General features: G+C 29.6%; 14 protein-coding genes. 12 read left to right on the top strand and 2 right to left on the bottom strand.

Translation table 11 applies throughout. The features are described from left to right. Positions 1-108: 108 nt before the first annotated feature. The 5 genes from L3B98_RS05355 (at position 109) to L3B98_RS05375 (ending at position 6,104) form a co-directional block, all read left to right on the top strand. Positions 109-1,011 (top strand): chemotaxis protein, encoded by a 903-nt coding sequence (locus L3B98_RS05355; protein WP_077365848.1) that lies wholly within the window; start codon positions 109-111, stop codon positions 1,009-1,011. Between the two features lie 365 nt (positions 1,012-1,376). Then, positions 1,377-2,645: a L,D-transpeptidase family protein gene (locus tag L3B98_RS05360; RefSeq protein WP_077365846.1), complete on the top strand. Its 1,269-nt coding sequence runs from the start codon at positions 1,377-1,379 to the stop codon at positions 2,643-2,645. 240 nt (positions 2,646-2,885) lie between these two features. Continuing rightward, complete coding sequence (locus tag L3B98_RS05365) at positions 2,886-3,194, top strand: PTS sugar transporter subunit IIB (protein ID WP_015394767.1); 309 nt, start codon at positions 2,886-2,888, stop codon at positions 3,192-3,194. A 230-nt stretch (positions 3,195-3,424) separates the two neighbouring features. Beyond that, positions 3,425-4,741, top strand: a complete 1,317-nt coding sequence (locus L3B98_RS05370; protein WP_238915892.1) for a PTS sugar transporter subunit IIC — start codon at positions 3,425-3,427, stop codon at positions 4,739-4,741. A gap of 490 nt (positions 4,742-5,231) precedes the next feature. Beyond that, positions 5,232-6,104, top strand: a complete 873-nt coding sequence (locus tag L3B98_RS05375) for a Cof-type HAD-IIB family hydrolase (protein WP_077365844.1) — start codon at positions 5,232-5,234, stop codon at positions 6,102-6,104. Positions 6,105-6,322: 218 nt separating this feature from the next. On the opposite strand, the gene L3B98_RS05380 is transcribed toward L3B98_RS05375, so the two are convergent. After that, a complete protein-coding gene (locus L3B98_RS05380; RefSeq protein WP_238915893.1) occupies positions 6,323-7,378 on the bottom strand; it encodes an aldose epimerase family protein in 1,056 nt (351 codons plus the stop codon). A gap of 233 nt (positions 7,379-7,611) precedes the next feature. Here L3B98_RS05380 and L3B98_RS05385 point away from each other — a divergent pair, with 233 nt between their 5' ends. The 7 genes from L3B98_RS05385 (at position 7,612) to L3B98_RS05415 (ending at position 16,809) form a co-directional block, all read left to right on the top strand. Further along, on the top strand, positions 7,612-8,814 hold the full coding sequence (locus L3B98_RS05385; RefSeq protein ID WP_077365840.1) for a response regulator: 1,203 nt from the start codon (positions 7,612-7,614) through the stop codon (positions 8,812-8,814). Further along, a complete protein-coding gene (locus tag L3B98_RS05390; protein WP_077365838.1) occupies positions 8,815-9,768 on the top strand; it encodes a substrate-binding domain-containing protein in 954 nt (317 codons plus the stop codon). A gap of 116 nt (positions 9,769-9,884) precedes the next feature. Next, entirely contained in the window at positions 9,885-10,889 is a 1,005-nt protein-coding gene (locus tag L3B98_RS05395) for an ABC transporter substrate-binding protein (RefSeq protein ID WP_077365836.1), read from the top strand. 104 nt (positions 10,890-10,993) lie between these two features. Beyond that, positions 10,994-12,514, top strand: a complete 1,521-nt coding sequence (locus tag L3B98_RS05400) for a sugar ABC transporter ATP-binding protein (protein ID WP_015394760.1) — start codon at positions 10,994-10,996, stop codon at positions 12,512-12,514. Further along, positions 12,511-13,551, top strand: coding sequence for an ABC transporter permease (locus L3B98_RS05405; RefSeq protein ID WP_238915894.1), 1,041 nt, complete (start codon positions 12,511-12,513; stop codon positions 13,549-13,551). The genes L3B98_RS05400 and L3B98_RS05405 overlap by 4 nt, the downstream gene beginning before the upstream one ends. Further along, entirely contained in the window at positions 13,548-14,540 is a 993-nt protein-coding gene (gene yjfF, locus L3B98_RS05410) for a galactofuranose ABC transporter, permease protein YjfF (protein WP_077365834.1), read from the top strand. Before L3B98_RS05405 ends, yjfF begins: the two co-directional genes overlap by 4 nt. A gap of 499 nt (positions 14,541-15,039) precedes the next feature. Beyond that, positions 15,040-16,809, top strand: a complete 1,770-nt coding sequence (locus L3B98_RS05415) for a sensor histidine kinase (protein WP_238915895.1) — start codon at positions 15,040-15,042, stop codon at positions 16,807-16,809. 144 nt (positions 16,810-16,953) lie between these two features. On the opposite strand, the gene araA is transcribed toward L3B98_RS05415, so the two are convergent. Further along, positions 16,954-18,420, bottom strand: a complete 1,467-nt coding sequence (araA, locus tag L3B98_RS05420) for an L-arabinose isomerase (protein ID WP_077365832.1) — start codon at positions 18,418-18,420, stop codon at positions 16,954-16,956. Positions 18,421-18,660 lie beyond the last annotated feature (240 nt).

The following is an 18,660-nucleotide window of genomic DNA, read 5'->3' on the forward strand; positions in this document are numbered from 1 at the left end:
ATAATAAGTTTATAAAGAATTTGTTAATAATAGCGATAATATGAATAAAGATTTTAATGAATTTATAAAAAGTAATATTATAAATTTTAGATAAGGGGTAGAGAGATTATGAATAATAATATATTATTAGAATCAGGTACTGGGGAATTAGAAATAATTGAATTCGTTGCCAACGGAAATCACTATGCTATTAATGTTGTAAAAGTTAAAGAGGTAATAGAAATGCCAACTAGTGGATTAACTAGATTACCAGATCCTAAACCAGAAATAGCAGGACTTATTTTATGTAGAAATGAAATCATTACTTTAATTGACCTAAAGTATATTTTGTCTAAAAAATTACCGTCTGATCTCGGAAAGAAAGTTATAATATGTCAATTTAATAAAATTAAAGTTTCCTTTAATATTGATGACATAGTTGGAGTTCATCGTATAAAATGGAGTGAAATAAGGAAGCCGGATGATTTATCAGAAAATTCTCTATCTGTTGGTAATATACTTTTAAATGGTAAAGTATTAATTATGCTTGATTTTGAAAAAATAGTTACAGATATAGCGCCAAGTGTTGGAATAAGTGAAGATAGACTTGTTAAAGTTAATTATAAGGATAGATCGGATATAAAATTAGTTTTAGCGGATGATTCAGCTTTAATTAGAAGACTTTTAAAGGATACCTTGACAAAAGCAGGATTTAGGAACATGAAAGTTTTTGATGATGGACAACAAGCATTAGATTATTTGACTAAATTAGCAGAAGATAAAGGTGAAGACTTCACACAAGAGGCACAATTACTTATTACAGATATAGAAATGCCACAATTAGATGGACTTACTCTTACACGAAGAATTAAGGAAGATTTAACTCTTGGCAAACTTCCTGTTGTAATATTCTCATCATTGATTACAGAAGAATTGAGACATAAAGGAGAATCGGTAAAGGCTGATGCACAATTAAGTAAACCTGAAGTTAGTGACTTAGTTGATACTATAGATAGGTTATTAGAAAAATAGGAACCATTAACACTTTTAATTTATTTGTTTGCAAAAAATATATAAAGGTAAGTATGGTATAAAGTGTGGTATAGAAATTGAGACTACTGAAAAACCAGGTTACAAAAAAAGTATGACTTTTCAGTGTCTCTATGGAAATACTATGCTTTTTTGCTATAGAAAATGCATAATAAAATAAAGATATAATAGATTGGATTTTTAGTGGAAAATATTGTATAATATCAGAGGGTTGATAAATTTACAATCTATCTTTAGAAAATTTTATGTTATATATAACGTTAAAAAGGAGTGATTTATATAAGGTAATAAGATTAACCAAATTTCAAATTGTCAACTTAATTTAGATAAACTACGGGGGATACTTTATGGAGAGAAAAGAATATATAGAAAATAAAAATATAAAAAGTTTTATTAATTTTTTCGGTATATTAGCAATTATAGTTTGTATGTTTTTGGTTAGTTCAGTAGGTGTTTCAGCTAAAACAAAAAAAGAAACTTCTTCTATGACTACAAAAAGTGAGATAACATCTTTAGATTCATATGCGTTAACATTAGAAGAAAAAGGAGGGAGCAAAGAAGTAATTAAGGGGACTGATATTCAGTTGAAAACTGATTCTAATAATAATGATGCTGTTTCTTTTGATGACAAGCTATTACAAGAAATTATAAACAAGTTGGTATGTCTTGATCCAAATAGAACAATTCAACCTAGAAATGCTTATATTGTGTATCAAAATAATAACTACGTTATTATAAAAGAAATGGAAGGAAATAAAGTAAATAGGGATGCACTATATCAAAATATAGTAAAAGCTATTAAACATAGTGATGCTGTAATAAATTTAGAATCAGCTAATTGTTATGAAAATCCTAAAATTACTGAGACCACTCCTCAAATTGTTAATGCAAAGAATGCAGCGAATAGATATATATCTTCTAAGATAACATATGATATAGGAGGTATGACTCAAGTTTTAGATGGATCTACAATAAAGGATTGGATAAGCTTTGATGCAAATTTGCAGATAGTTCTTTATGAAAGTATGGTAAGAAGTTATGTAGATAACTTGGCATATCTTTATACTTCTTCACTAGGTTCAGGGATAAAAGTTTCTGGTGGATATTATGGTAATAATCATAGTTGGATGATCGATAGTTCGCAGGAAACACAAGCTTTAATAACTAATATTAGAAATGGACAAGCTATATCGAAGAGTCCAATATATACGCAAACAGCTGCGGCTGGATATTTTAGTAATGTTGGAGATACTTTTGTGGAAGTTGATTTATCAAAGCAACACGTATGGTTTTATAAAAATGGTAATTTAGTCACAGAGGGAGATACTGTTACTGGAAATGAAAGCAATGGAAATTCAACACCTGATGGAGTTTATCGTTTATATGCTAAACAAAGAGACACAGAATTAGTTGGAGAAGATTATCGATCTCCTGTTAGTTTTTGGATGCCGTTCAATAAAAATATAGGTTTACATGATGCAAGCTGGAGATCAGTATTTGGAGGACAAATTTACAAAACAGATGGATCTCATGGATGCGTTAATCTACCATATTATTTAGCACAATCAATATATAACTATATAAATGTAGGGGATACAGTTATTTGTCACTACTAAATATTATAGAAAGTTTCAATAAAATTTATTGAAACTTTCTTTTTTAAATAGAAAATATTTTAAACTATTAAGTAAAATTCATTAATAATATAAAAATTGATTTAAATCTGATTTTTTATAAGAAGTATTTGTGTCGAAATATAAAAAATAAGTTTTATTAAAACCTTTACATAGAAAAAATTATCATTTATAATAAGTTTATACCAATTAATTTATTTTAAATTTAAGGAGAGGATGTTTATGATAAAAATCAGATTATTTTGTGCAGCTGGAATGTCGACAAGCCTTTTAGTTAATAAAATGAAGGATGCAGCTAAGGCTAAAGGTGTAGATGTTGATATTGAAGCCTTTCCAGAAGGGCAGATGGATAAAAATTTAGATGGAGTAGATGTAGCGTTATTAGGACCTCAAGTTGGCTATACATTGCCAAAGGCCAAAAAAGTATGTGAACCAAAGGGCATTCCGGTAGATGTAATTCCAATGGTTGATTATGGAATGATGAATGGCCAAAAAGTATTAGATTTTGCTTTAAAATTAGCAAATAAATAGAAGTTAAATAAGTATGACAGGGAAATAAATAATAAAAAAGCTAAATAATAATTTATATTAAAGTGATAGTTATAATAAAAAGTGCCATGTGGCATAAATTAGTAAGTAAACCACATGGACAATCATAATTAAAAAGTAAAAATAATAATAAATCTGACTCATTTATTATTATTCATATATTTTATCATTTTTTGAACTTATAGTAAATTATTTTTAAGGAGGAATTATTTATGTCATCATTTGCAACTACATTTAATGAAAAAATACTGCCAGCAATTATGAAATTTGTTAGTATGAAAGGTGTTGTAGCATTAAAGGACGGTATTTTGTACACATTGCCGTTAACACTTGTTGGTTCAGTTTTTTTATTACTTGCACAACTTCCTTATCAACCTTTAAACGATTGGTTAGCTGCAACTTTAGGTGCAGGATGGACAGACCCTTTATGGAAAGCATTCGGAGCAACTTTTAACGTAATAGCTCTTATAGCAACAATTGGAATAGGTTATACTTATGCAAAAAATGAAGGACATGAGCCTTTATCAGCTGGAGTAATCTCATTTGTTGTATTTTTATTAACAACAAGTTCAACAGTTATTGCTCCAAAAAGTGGTGAAGTAGTTGGAGATGTTATTCCAATAGCATGGGCTGGCGGAAAAGGAATGGTTACAGCTATTATTATTGGTTTAGTAGTAGGTGCAGTTTATTCATTGTTTATGAGTAGAAATATTACAATTAAAATGCCAGCTGGTGTACCACAAGGAGTTGCTAATTCATTTGCAGCATTAATACCAGCAGCAGTTATAATATTAGGCGCTACAATTGTTTACTCAGGTTTTAAATGGGGACTACAAACAACATTAATTGAATGGATATATAAAGTATTACAAACACCACTTCAAGGTATGACTGATTCTTTAGGTGGAGTTATTGTAATCGGATTCCTAATTCCTTTCTTATGGTGGTTTGGAGTTCATGGTGCATCAATTGTCGGTGGTGTAATGTCAGGAATACTAGCATCTAATACATTAGATAATCAAGCAATAATTAATAGTGGTAAGGAATTAACAATTGCAAATGGAGCTCATATAGTAACACAACAATTTGTTGATCAATTCATGACAGTAACAGGCTCTGGTATGACAATTGGTCTTGTAATATGTATGTTGTTCTTTTCAAAATCAGCTCAATCTAAACAATTAGGTAGATTATCAATATTACCTGGTATATTTAATATAAATGAACCAGTTACTTTTGGAACACCAATAGTAATGAATCCATTTATGGCAGTTCCGTTTATACTTACACCAGTAGTATCTGGATTAATAACTTATTTTGCAATAGGTACAGGATTAGTGCCTCCATTTAGTGCAGTATCAGTTCCATGGACAACTCCAGCTCCAATTTCAGGTCTTTTAGTTGGAGGAGTTAGAACCGCATTATTGCAAATTGTAGTATTAGTAATTTCTTTCTTTATTTATCTACCATTCTTTAAGAAACAAGATAATATTAATTATAAGAATGAACAAGAAGCTCAAAATTCTTGAAAATAAATTTTAAATATAAATAACTAAAATTAAGCCCAGTATCTTCTATGCAAATATGCAAATGAAATACTGGGTTTTTTATGGTGAATTTGTTAATAGATATAGATATCCAAAGCAAGAATTAAACATATGCGGAACTTACAGAAATTAAACACATATTTATTACAGCGGACTAATGAAATTTTCGCTGGATGGGTTCTAAGTGGAAGGTTGCACCCATTTCTGCATGTTCCTAAAGTAAATTTATGACAAGCAGAAAGTGGAACAACCTTCCACTAATAACCATCACAGCTTAATTTCATATGCCGCTTGCACAAATATGTATGTAATTTCTAGTGTAGTGTTACGATTATAATTTCTCAATGATGCATGTATATTACATTTATAAGTTTGATTATTAATTTGGATATCTATAGGTTTATCAAGTAGTATATTATTGTTATAATATACTAGGATAAAAATATAATAGAAACAAGGAGCTGATTCCAGAATGATAAAATTAATTGCATCTGACATGGATGGAACATTGCTAAACAAAATGCATAAAATAGATGAGGAAACTGTAACAGCTATTAAGAAAGCTGAAGAAGCTGGAATAGCATTTGCTATATCAACAGGGAGGGAATATTTTACTGTCCAATCTCTCTTAAAAGAAAACAACATAAGATGTCAATGTGTTCTAATGAATGGTGCAGAATATAGAGATGAAGATGGGAATATATTAGAAGAAATTAATATAGAATTGAAGACTGCATTGAAAATAACAGAATTATTACATAAAGAAAAAGTATCTGCAAGGATATTTACCAATAAAGGAATATTTACTACGGATACAGAAGAAGAAGCATTAAAGGAAATGGTGTATAGGACATTATCATTTCATCCAGAGTTGAGTCAAGATGAAGCTATTGAATGGGCAAAAAAAGAAGCATATTTTATACAGCTAAATTATATAGAAAATTTACAGGAATTTTTTAATTCTGATATAGAAGTTAGAAAATTTGTAGCATTTCATAAGGATGTAGAAATTATCAATAAAATGAAGAAAATAACAAGTGAAATAGAAGGAATTGCGGTTTCATCTTCCTTTAAAGATAATATAGAAATTACTCATGTAACGGCCCAAAAAGGTATTATTCTTGCTAAAGTAGCGAAAAAAATGGGATTTGATAAAGATGAGGTTATGGTTATCGGGGATAGTTTTAATGATTATTCAATGTTTACAGAATTTACTGAATCAGTTGCTATGGGAAATGCAATTCAAGAAATAAAAGAAATTGCAAAATACATAACAGATACTAATGATAATCTGGGGGTTGCTAAGGCAATTTATAGAGTTTTGGATGAGCAAAAACATATGTAAAATATAGAGCGGTAATTTCAACAATAGTTCATTTGTGTAAGAAGTAAAAGATAGTAATTATAGGTGATGATGAATAATGAATGGATAAGGTTGAGATTAACTGGTGATTTCTTAAATGAGTTTAATGCCAAAAGCCTCTCAGGCTTTTGACATTAAACTCCTATTTACTCATAATTCTTTAGTCATAAAGTTTTATGGGCAATATTTATAAGCTTTATTTATAGTATGGAAAATTTATATATTGTTTTATGCTTGTATATTTCCCCAGCTTTCAATATTGGTGATTTGAAATTGCTGCAATTAATAGAATTAGGGAAAAATTGAGTTTCAAGGCAGAAACCATTTCTAATATTGTAGGCAGTATTGTTTTTGCCTATATCAGATCCATCAAGGAAATTTCCACTGTAGAATTGAACTCCTGGAGTTGTTGTATATACATCCATTACTATGCCAGTGTTTTCATCAACAGCTTGAGCTGACTTCACATCAATTGAACCATTAGAATTTAGTACCCAATTATGGTCAAATCCATTTCCAAAAACAATTTGTTCATGATCAGAATTTATATTTGTACCAATAGGAGTCAAAGTCCTGAAATCCATAGGTGTATTTTCAACACTTGTTATTTCCCCAGTAGGAATTGAATATTTGTCGTTTGGAGTAAATTTATCTGCATTAATCATTAACTTTTGCTTAAGCACATCTCCAGAAGAATGCCCAGATAAATTGAAATAAGCATGGTTCGTAAGATTTACAACAGTATCTTCATCAGTAGTTGCTAAATAATTAATTTCTAAAGCATTATCTTCAGTGAGTACATATTTAACTTTTATATCAAGATTTCCAGGGTATCCTTCTTCACCATCAGGACTTAAATAAGAAAGTTCTAATGTATTTGGTTCAGTTTCAATTACTTTAGCGTTCCAGATTACTTTATCAAAGCCTTTAGTGCCACCATGAAGATGATTTTCTCCATTATTTTGTACTAAAGTATATTCCTTATTATTAAGAGTAAACTTACCATATTGTATTCGATTTCCGAAACGTCCGATTAATGCACCGAAATACTTATCTCCACTTAAATAACTATTTAGATTATCATAACCTAATACTATATCATGAAAATTTCCGTTTTTATCTGAAACTATTCCGGATACAATTGTACCACCATAAGTACTTATTTCTATTTTCATTCCATTATCATTTTTTAATGTATAGATATCAACTTCTTCTCCATTAGGCATTTTTCCAAAAGGTCTTTTTTCTATTGCCACTATGAACACCTCCGATTAGTAATAAATATTTCTCATAAAGTATACATTTACATAAAATATATTGATTTAATGTATGCACAAGTATATTATAATACATAAGAATTGTACATACAATGTTTTGGAAAATTATTTCAAAAATCTATTGATAAATTTCCAAAAGATTACTACTATTAATAATATCGGGGAAATAAGTACTACCATTTGATACAAAAAACAGAATAGCGGAGGGTTTTATGTGGAAATTAGTTGTTGCTGATGATGAACCTAAAATTAGAAGAGGAATTGAGAATCTATTAGATTGGCATGAACTTAATATTAATATCGTAGGTGAGGCAGAAGATGGCGAAATCGCATTGGAAGTTATAAAAGAAAAGAAACCTGATATAATTTTATTAGATATAAATATGCCTTTTCTGAATGGCCTCAATCTTTTGGAAAAACTTAAGGAGATTAATTATAGAAGCATTGTTATTATTATAAGTGGATATGATGATTTCTCCTATGCACAAAAAGCTTTAAAGTATAATGTTTTCGATTATGTTTTAAAGCCAGTCAACAAAAAGAATATGGAAGAGATAATATTAAAAGCAGTATCCAAACTTAATGAAATTCAAAATGAAACTAATTATTTAGATTGGGTAGAAAAGCAATTAAATGAAAATATAGAAATATTGAAGAAAAATTTTTTTAGTGAATGGCTAGATAACAAATTAAATGATCAACAGATGTTAAAAGAAATTGAATATTTTAAAATTAAATTTAATAATAATGTTGGGCTTATTTTAGTTAAACCAATAGAAAAATTAAATTTAGAAACTGCAGAGAAAAGATGGAATATGGAACTTTTAGAATTTGCAATTGCTAATTTGCTAAATGAAAAATTTAATAAATCAAATGAAAAGTTTATTTTTAACGATGATAAGAATAACGTAGTATTGATTGCAAATATACATGATATGGTGGAATGGATTAACCTTGGCAATCAGGTGGAAATGGAAATTGGTAAATATTTAAAGTGCAATGTGCTTGTTGAACAAGCAAATGTTGCAGAGGGAATATTAAAAATAAAGCATGAATATTTAAAAATAGTAAATGATTTGAATAAAAAAAGAAAATGTAGCCCTATAATTTTGTTGGCCATAAAATATATAGAGGATAATTATTATTCAAATGATTTAAGCGTAAATGATATATCTGATAAATTGGAAGTTACATCATCGTATTTAAGCAAGTTGCTTAAGAAAGAGACAGGCCTTTCCTTTATTGATTATTTAACTAATGTAAGAATAAAAAAGGCTATGTGTATTATGGAAGATCCATCAATTAAAATATATGATGTTGCGGAGTTAGTGGGGTATAGTAATCAACATTATTTTTGTAGAGCTTTCAAAAAAGTAGTTGGAATTTCACCAACAGAGTTTAAGAGGGGAAAATAAATGAAGAATAAAAAATATATAATTTATTTGTTTACAATATTGATTTTAATATTATTTATTATCATTTATAAACTCTATTCCAGTAGGATAAACTCTCAAAAAAAAGATACTTTTATTATTGGAATGTCCCAAGTTAACTTGTATGAGCCCTGGAGAGTATATATGAATAAGGAAATCCAGGAGGAAGCTAAAAAGCATAGTAATATAAAGATGATATTTAAAGATGCAGGTGGAGATACTGAAAAACAAAAAAAAGATATTGAAGATTTAATTAATTTTGGTGCAGATGTCCTTATAGTATCAACAAACGATTCGAAAGAATTAACAGGTACAGTAGGGAAAATATATAAAACTACACCTGTTATTATGTTAGATAGGGCTATAAGTGGATACGATTACACTTTGTATATTGGTTCTGATACAGAATCTATAGGTATGCAGGCTGGAGAGTTAGTCGGTGAATTAGCAGGTAAAGATAAAGATAAAGTCAAAGTTATAGAAGTTCAAGGAATGTTAGATTCAAGTACAGATAAAGAAATTACTAATGGCTTTAGAAATTCAATCACTAAACATAAAAATGTTTCTGTGGATAGAACTATTGTTGGAAATTGGCAAGAAACTGAAGCAGAAGATAAACTTGAGGAGATTTTAAAAGAAGACAATAATGTAGATATTATTTTTGCACATAGTGATTATATGGCACTTGGAGCGTATTATGCTGCAGTGAAGAACAATTTAAAGAATATAAAGATAATTGGAGTTGATGGGCTTGAAGGTCAGGAAGGTGGAAAAGAGATGGTTAGGAATGGTATACTTCAAGGGACCTTTACTTGTAAAACTGGAGGAAAAGAAGCCGTGGAGTATGCTCTTAAAATATTAAATAAAGAGGAAATTCCAAAGAAAATATTATTAGAATGCAATAAAATAACTAAAGAAACTATTGGAAGTAATTAAAATTAATATAAGTCTTAAAAGTATACAAAAGTGCCAATTAATGCAAATACAATTTTAAAGAGCAGTTATATAATTAACTCATGAAAACGAAAACATAAATATAGGGGGAATTAATTATGAAACTAAAAAAGATGATTGCATTAGTGGCAAGTACCGTATTATGTGTTGGTATGCTTGCAGGTTGTGGAGGCTCAGCATCAAAAGGAGACGCTGCACAAACATCAGCGAAAAGTTCATCAGCTAAAAAAGTAATTGGATTTGCACAAGTTGGAGCAGAAAGCGGATGGAGAACAGCAGAAACTGACTCAATAAAATCAATTCCAACGCTAGATTCTAATTTTGATTTGAAATTTTCTGATGGTCAACAAAAACAAGAAAATCAAATAAAAGCTATAAGATCATTTATTGCTCAAAAAGTAGATATAATAGCTTTAGATCCAGTTGTAGAAACAGGATGGGATACTGTACTTAAAGAAGCTAAAGATGCTAAAATCCCAGTAGTAATAGTTGATAGAAAAGTTACAGTATCAGACGATTCACTTTATAAATGCTTTTTAGGTTCAGATATGGTTGCAGAAGGTAAAAAGGCAGCTCAAATAATAATAGATCAATTTGGTAAAGATGCAAAATTAAATATAGCAGAACTTCAAGGAACTGTTGGATCTACAGCAATGGTTGGAAGACAACAAGGCTTTAATGATACAATCAAAGACTGTCCAAATTATAAGATAATAAAATCGCAAACTGGTGACTTCACACGTGCAAAAGGTAAAGAAGTTATGGAAGCTTTCTTGAAATCAGATGGAGATAAGATAAATGTATTATGGTCTCATAATGATGATATGGCAATGGGAGCTATACAAGCTATAGAAGAATATGGTAAGAAGCCAGGAAAAGATATATATATAATTTCAGTTGATGGAATCAAGGATATTTTCCAAGCAATGGTTGATGGTAAAGCTAATGCAACTGTTGAATGTAATCCTCTTCTTGGACCACAATTATTAGAAGTATCTAAAAATATATTAGATGGTAAGAATGTTGAAAAAACTATTAACTCAAAAGAAAGCCAATTCTTACAAAAGGATGCAGCAGCAGAATTACCTAATAGAAAATATTAGTTTAAAGATAAATATAAGAGCAGGATACTAGTCCATGCTCTTATGTTTAATAAAATGAAGTACGTACAAGTTTGCGTTACATAAAAGTATGAGGAGTGATATATATGGAAAATTCTGATATAGTTTTAGAAATGAAAAATATCAGTAAGGTTTTTCCAGGTGTTAGAGCCCTTTCAAATGTTGATTTTACTCTTAGAAAAGGTGAAATACACACACTTATGGGGGAAAATGGAGCTGGGAAATCAACATTAATAAAGGTACTTACGGGAGTATATAAAATAGATGAAGGCACAATTATTTTGCGAGGAAATAAAATAAAAATATCATCTACTGAGGAAGCTCAAAGCCATGGTATTAGCACAGTTTATCAGGAGGTTAATTTATGCGCAAATTTAACAGTGGCTGAAAATATATATATTGGGCGCGAACCTATGAAGCATGGAAGTATAGATTGGAAAAAAATGAATACTGATGCGGACAAGTTATTGCAGGAAAGGTTGAACTTAAAAATAGATGTAAAAAAGGCCTTAAACAATTATTCTGTTGCTGTTCAACAAATGGTTGCTATTGCACGTGCAGTAGATATATCTAAAGGCATATTAATTCTAGATGAACCAACATCTAGTTTAGATGAAAAAGAAGTAAAGCAGTTATTTAAGATAATGAAAAAATTTAGAGAAGAAGGAATGTCAATAATATTTGTAACTCATTTTTTGGATCAGGTATATGAAGTTTCGGATAAACTTACAGTACTTAGAAATGGTGAATTAGTTGGAACTTATGATGCAGATAAACTGCCTAGAATTGAATTGGTTTCTAAAATGATAGGGAAAGATTATAGTGAGATAGAAAAAAATGCAAAGACTAAAAAAGAAGTTGTAAATAAAGAAAGAGAAAATTTTATTAAAACCGATAAATTTGGAAGAATAGGAACTATTAGTCCTTTTGATATAGAAATAAAGAAAGGAGAAATTCTTGGTTTTGCAGGACTTCTTGGATCTGGAAGAAGCGAATGTGCACGAGCTATATTTGGAATTGATAAGGCTACAAGTGGCAAAATTACTATTAATGGAAAGTCTTATTCATATATTTATCCGCAAAAGGCAATTGAAGAGGGAATTGGATTTTGCCCTGAAGATAGAAAAGTTGAAGGAATAGTTGGAGATTTAACAATAAGAGAAAATATAATACTTGCATTACAGGCTCGCAAAGGAATATTTAAATATATCCCAATGAAAAAACAGCAAGAAATTTCCCAAAAATATATTGATTTACTTAGAATAAAAACACCAAGTATGGAACAAAAGATCAGTAATTTAAGTGGAGGTAATCAACAAAAAGTGATTTTGGCTAGATGGCTTGCAACCGAGCCTGAGTTACTAATTTTAGATGAACCAACAAGAGGAATTGATATAGGAGCTAAGAATGAAATAACAGAATTAATTTTGAAATTAGCAAAACAGGGAATGACAATTTTATTTATTTCATCAGAACTTCCAGAAGTAGTTAAGTGTTGTGATAGGGTTATAGTTCTTAGAGATAGAAATGTTATAGGCGAATTAAGTGGTGATGAAATAGAAGAAGGAAATATTATGAAAACTATAGCAGGAGGTGCAACTGCATGATAGATAAAAAGGAAAAGAATTTTTTTGTGAAAATTTACAATACAAAAATATTTTGGCCATTAGCAAGTTTGATAATATTATTATTATTTAACTTTATAATGACACCAAGCTTTTTGAGTATAACTATGAAGGATGGACATTTATTTGGAAATACAATTGATATTTTAAATCGTGCAGCCCCGTTAATTCTAATATCACTTGGAATGACAATTGTTATAGCAACCCAAGGAATTGATATTTCTGTTGGGTCTATAATTGCAATAAGTGCAGCACTATCAGCAACAGTTATAGTTGATGGAGGATCGGTTCCAATGGCAGTAGCTGTTGGAATAATCAGTGGCCTACTATGTGGAGTATGGAATGGATTTTTAGTTTCATATATAGGGGTTCAACCAATGGTTGGAACTTTGATTTTATATATAGTAGGTAGGGGAATTGCACAACTTATAACAGGTGGACAGATTTTAACTTTTACAAATAAGGAATTTATATTTATAGGAACTGGTTACGTTATACTTCCAGTAGCAATATTTATTGTATTTTTTGTGGGATTAATTATGTATGCTTTAATAAGAAAAACGGCTCTAGGCCTTTTTATTGAATCTATAGGCGTTAATAGCAATTCTTGTAAATTTGCAGGAATTCAATCTAGAAAGGTTGTTTTTTCACTTTATGTTATTTGCGGAGTTCTTGCAGGGATAGCTGGCATAATTTTATGTGCAAATATAAAAAGTGCTGATGCTAATAATGTTGGTTTATGGCTAGAACTCGATGCAATATTAGCAACAGTTATTGGTGGAACATCAATGGTTGGAGGAAGATTTTATCTTGCAGGAACTGTTGTTGGAGCTCTGTTTATACAAACATTAACAACTACAATATATAGTTTAGGGGTTCCGCCAGAAATAACTTTGGTGGTAAAAGCAATAGTTGTTATAGTTGTATGTATAATTCAATCGCCAGAATTTAGAAAGATGATCAGGATAAAGAAGACATCTAAAAATGAAGCTAAGGAAAAAGAGGTGGCAAGAGCATGAATAAAAAGAGTTTATTGAAATTAAACAAAGATTACATTGCCATTTATGCTACTATAGTATTATTTATAAGTTTATTTTTAATTGGTTCAATCCTATATAATGGATTTTTATCTCCGCAAGTATTTTCAAATTTGTTTATAGATAATGCATATTTAATTGTTATAGCAATTGGTGAAGCTGTTGCGATTTTAACAGGTGGAATTGATTTATCAGTAGGTGCTATGATAGCTTTTGTAAGTATGATCACTGCAAGTTTATTACAAAAAGGTGTGAATCCTGTTTTGGTTATACTAATTGTGCTTATAGTTGGAATTGTTTTTGGAACTGTTCAAGGAATTTTAATTCAAAAATTTAATTTACATCCATGGATAGTTACATTGGCAGGAATGTTCTTTGCAAGAGGTGCCAGTTATATTATAAGTATTGATACAATTATGATTGATAATCCATTATTTATTGATATTTCTTCATACAGAATTTCGATACTCCCAGATGCTTTTATATCAATTAATGTTATTGTTAGTTTAATGGTTGTAGCTGGTGCTTTTTATATGCTAAAGTTCACTAGGTTTGGAAGGACAGTATATGCAATTGGAGGAAATGAAAATTCAGCAAAACTAATGGGATTACCAGTAGAAAGAACAAAAATTCTTGTATATACATTTTCAGGATTTTGTTCAGCTCTAGGTGGGTTGTTGTTTACAATATATACTCTATCAGGCTATGGACTTCATTGTAATGGAACAGAAATGGATGCTATAGCAGCGTGTGTAATTGGAGGAATATTATTAACTGGAGGTTATGGAAATATTATTGGTCCATTATTTGGAGTACTTACAACAGGTATAATTCAAAGCCTTATAATGTTTGATGGTACTTTGAATTCATGGTGGACTAAAATTGCTGTTGGAATGTTGCTATTCATGTTTATTGTATTACAGAGAATCATTGTTATTAGAGATGAAAAACGGAAAAGTGCATTAACTTAATATATATAATTTAAAATTTATAATAGCAGATTGTACTTGCTTATCTTTGAATTAAACAAATTTGGATAAGTCAAAAATAAGCAATCTGCTATTAATTATTTTAAGTTTTAAATAATAGGTTTTTTATTCTTCAGGAATTTATAATCTAGTAAAATCTGTGGATAATATATGAAAAGGGCTATTTATATGAACTGTGTATACGAGAAGAATAAAAAACAAATCATATTCGCCTGCATAAAACGTTCTTATATGCAGCATAGCTGCCTTTTCTAAGGTGCACATTTTTCTCACATACGTTCGAAAAGGCAGATGCGCACCTATAAAAAGAGTGCGAAGCACAATACGGAACTTAATATTAAAAATCTACGGCTCCACAGTCGCCTGCGATTTTTTTATAGCTATTATATTTCTTTAAAAATAGATTATAAGATTGGTTTATAGTAGAATAGTAGTATAAATTGAAGATTTATAGAGTTTTTTATGACTGGGAGGGGATGGATTGAATAAGCTTAAGACATATTTTATGAATAGAAGCATAAGCAGTAAGCTTATTTTTTATTTTTTTGGGGTTATTTTAATTGTTACGATGATGATAACAATATTGGGAAATTTGTCATATAGAAATTCAATAAATTTCTCTCAAAATGAAAATACTAATCAAATAATAAAACAAATAAATTATAATATAGAATCATATGTTGATAACACTGAAAATATTATGAATTATATGTCTACCGATCCAAGAATATTGAAATTTCTAAGTGATAATAAATTGAAAAATGACAATTTAGAAGATGAGGCTTATAAATCAATATATAGTTTTGTGAAGTTTAACCCTAAAATAGCTGGGATAATGGTGGTTAATAATAATGGCGGATACATAAGTGATGTTATGAATAAGGTGTCTAGAGAATCCTTGATAAATGAAGAATGGTATTTAAGAGCTTATAATGAACCTGATAAGATACACTTGTTTACTAAGCCAACAGGACGAAATATTGATAATATTTTTCGATATTCAGCAGATGAAGTTTTTTCTGTTTCAAAAGCAGTAGTTGATTCTTCTAGTAAAAAAATAAATGGTGTAATTCTTATTGATGTTAAGTTAGATGTAATTAAAGATATTATTGAAAATTCAAAACCAGGTACAGCAGGTTTTATTTATATTATGGATAGCAATAAGGAAATAGTTTATACACCAGTGAATAATGTGGTATATAGAATTAAAAATGAATGGATAGATAAAATTAATAATGAAATCATAATAAAAAATATTAATGGAGAAAATTATCAGTTAACAAAAATTAAATCAGAATATACTGGTTGGGAAACAATAGGTGTATTTCCTGAAAGTGAGAGCCTTCGCGTTATTGAAGATATAAAATACTATTCAGCAATAGTTGCAGTTTTAGCACTAATAATTGCACAAATATTAGTTATAATATTCACAAGGTCTATTGTTAATCCTATAAAAAAATTGAAGAAACTTATGAAGAAAGCGCAAGAAGGCGATTTAACTGTAACATTTAATGCTAAGTATAATGATGAAATAGGAGAACTAGGTGGATCTTTTAATACTATGGTTAAAGAAATAAGTAATTTAATAAATTTAGTTCAAGTTGAAGAAAAGAAAAAAAGAATTGCAGAAATGAATGTTTTGCAAGCACAAATAAAGCCGCATTTCATGTATAACACGTTAGATACAATAAGGTGGATGGCAGAAGAACATAATGAAGAAGATATTATAGAAATAATAGAGGCTTTTACTAATTTACTTAGAATTAGCTTAAGTAAAGGGAAAGAAATAATAAGTGTGAATGAAGAACTAAGCCACATAAAGAGTTATTTAACCATACAAAAAATAAGGTATGAAGATAAATTAGATTATGAAATTCAAGTTGATGATAATATGCTAGAATATAAATTGATAAAATTAATATTGCAGCCTTTAGTAGAAAATGCTATTTATCATGGAATAAAAGAAAAAAGAGGAAGTGGGAGAATTCTCATTAAGGGAGAAATTAAAGAAAATACGTTAATCTTCACAATTAGTGATAATGGTAAAGGGATGGAAGAAGAATTGTTGAATAAAATAAATTATATGCTTAGAAATGGTAATGAAAAGAAAAATGAGATAGGGTATGGAATTTTTAATGTAAATGAAAGAATAAAAATTATATATGGGGATGAATATGGCTTACAATATGAAAGTATATATGGTGAAGGGACTACAGTTCTGCTTAAGCATCCAATAATAGATGGTGAGTAGATAAATTTCATTTTTTGCAAATATAAAATGGTGAATTGTAATATAAAGGAGGGGAACCTTATAGAGTAAAATGTATTATTTATAAGGAAATTACAATTCACCATTTTGTTTATTTAAAAAAGATTATAGCTAATTTAAAATTGACTATTTCCAAGCTGTACTAGAAATTTTCAATTCATTTTTGAATGTAGATAATTTTGTTTCATTATTAATCAAAATGCATTCAATACCAACCATGTCAGCCCAATCTACTAATTGCTCTTCATCAAGAACAAAAGAGAAACTTGTATGATGAGCACCACCAGCTAGTATCCATGCTTTTGCACCTTCCTTTAATGATGGTTGTGGTTTCCAAAGAACGCTTGCTACTGGTAAATTAGGCATGTCCTCAGTCATTTCAACTGCATCAACACTATTGACAACTAAACGGAATCTATTTCCCATGTCTATTAATGAAGCAGCAACAGCAGGACCAGATGCTCCTTTAAATACTAAACGAGCTGGATCTTCTTTGTCACCAATTCCAAGAGGATGAACTTCAATAACAGGTTTTGTTCCAGCAAGAGTTGGACAAACTTCAAGCATATGAGCTCCAAGAATTAATCCATTTTCAGAATCCATATTGTAAGTGTAGTCTTCCATCAATCCTGTAGCTTTTCCATTTGCCATGATTTTCATAGCTCTAAGAAGAGCAGCTGTTTTCCAATCTCCTTCAGCACCAAATCCATAACCTTCAGCCATTAAATGCTGAGCAGCCAATCCAGGAAGTTGTTTCATTCCATGAAGAGCTTGGAAGTTAGTTGTGAAAGCAGTATAACCTTTAGCATCTAAGAAAGATCTTATACCTATTTCTATTTTGGCTTGTTCACGAATTGAAGCTAAAGATGCTTTAGGATCTATATCATACAATTTAGCATACTCAGCCATAAGTTCATCGATTTGACTTTCAGTAACCTTGTCCATTGATTTAACTAAATCGCCAACACCATAGTAATCTACAGTCCAGCCAAATTTAATTTCAGCTTCAATTCTATCACCATCAGTTACTGCTACATCTCTCATATTATCACCGAAACGGGCAACTTTAATATGTTGACCTTCAGTCACAGCAACAGCTGGAGCCATCCATTTAGCAATGTCGTATGCAACAGAATCTTCAGTCCAATGTCCAACAACTATTTTTCTTGGTATATCTAGTCTAGCACCAATATATCCAAATTCTCTGTCTCCATGAGCAGCTTGATTTAAGTTCATGAAGTCCATATCTATTGTTCCCCAAGGAATTTCTTTATTAAACTGTGTATGAAGATGAAGTAATGGCTTTCTAAGTTGAGTTAAACCATGAATCCACATTTTTGCTGGTGAGAATGTATGCATCCATGTGATTATACCTGCACAATTTTCAGTATTATTAGCTTCATTACATACTTTTCTGATTGAATCAGAATCAGTTGCAACTGTTTTAAATATTATTTTGTAAGGCAGATTTTTTGAATTTAAACCTTCAACTACTTTTTTTGAATTATCAGCTACTTGATCAATTACTTCTGGGCCATAAAGAGGTTGGCTTCCAGTAATGAACCAAAATTCATAGTTTTTTAACTTTATCATTTAACATTCCTCCTAAAATATAATAAAATGACTATTTTTTCATGTATTCATTTACATGTTTTTCAAAATACAATGTTGTTTGTACAATCTTATTATAATATAACATAGTTGTGCATACAAGATAAAAATAAATATTTAGAAAAAATAACTATATAAAAGTTGAGGGGAGATATCCAAGATGTAATAAAATCAAGGGTTTGTTTGGTAGGTGAATGTTAAATTATTTTAGAAAAAATGGTT

Source organism: Clostridium sp. YIM B02555 (assembly GCF_022320955.1).
GTDB classification, from domain to species: domain Bacteria; phylum Bacillota; class Clostridia; order Clostridiales; family Clostridiaceae; genus Clostridium; species Clostridium saccharoperbutylacetonicum.

Bases quoted from the DNA above. Each gene is read 5' to 3' on its own strand.
- L3B98_RS05370 (WP_238915892.1), top strand. From the start codon at position 3,425: ATGTCATCATTTGCAACTACATTTAATGAAAAAATACTGCCAGCAATT.
- L3B98_RS05405 (WP_238915894.1), top strand. From the start codon at position 12,511: ATGATAGATAAAAAGGAAAAGAATTTTTTTGTGAAAATTTACAATACA.
- L3B98_RS05365 (WP_015394767.1), top strand. From the start codon at position 2,886: ATGATAAAAATCAGATTATTTTGTGCAGCTGGAATGTCGACAAGCCTT.
- L3B98_RS05375 (WP_077365844.1), top strand. From the start codon at position 5,232: ATGATAAAATTAATTGCATCTGACATGGATGGAACATTGCTAAACAAA.
- L3B98_RS05390 (WP_077365838.1), top strand. From the start codon at position 8,815: ATGAAGAATAAAAAATATATAATTTATTTGTTTACAATATTGATTTTA.
- L3B98_RS05360 (WP_077365846.1), top strand. From the start codon at position 1,377: ATGGAGAGAAAAGAATATATAGAAAATAAAAATATAAAAAGTTTTATT.
- L3B98_RS05385 (WP_077365840.1), top strand. From the start codon at position 7,612: ATGTGGAAATTAGTTGTTGCTGATGATGAACCTAAAATTAGAAGAGGA.
- L3B98_RS05395 (WP_077365836.1), top strand. From the start codon at position 9,885: ATGAAACTAAAAAAGATGATTGCATTAGTGGCAAGTACCGTATTATGT.
- yjfF (WP_077365834.1), top strand. From the start codon at position 13,548: ATGAATAAAAAGAGTTTATTGAAATTAAACAAAGATTACATTGCCATT.
- araA (WP_077365832.1), bottom strand. From the start codon at position 18,420: ATGATAAAGTTAAAAAACTATGAATTTTGGTTCATTACTGGAAGCCAA.
- L3B98_RS05400 (WP_015394760.1), top strand. From the start codon at position 10,994: ATGGAAAATTCTGATATAGTTTTAGAAATGAAAAATATCAGTAAGGTT.
- L3B98_RS05355 (WP_077365848.1), top strand. From the start codon at position 109: ATGAATAATAATATATTATTAGAATCAGGTACTGGGGAATTAGAAATA.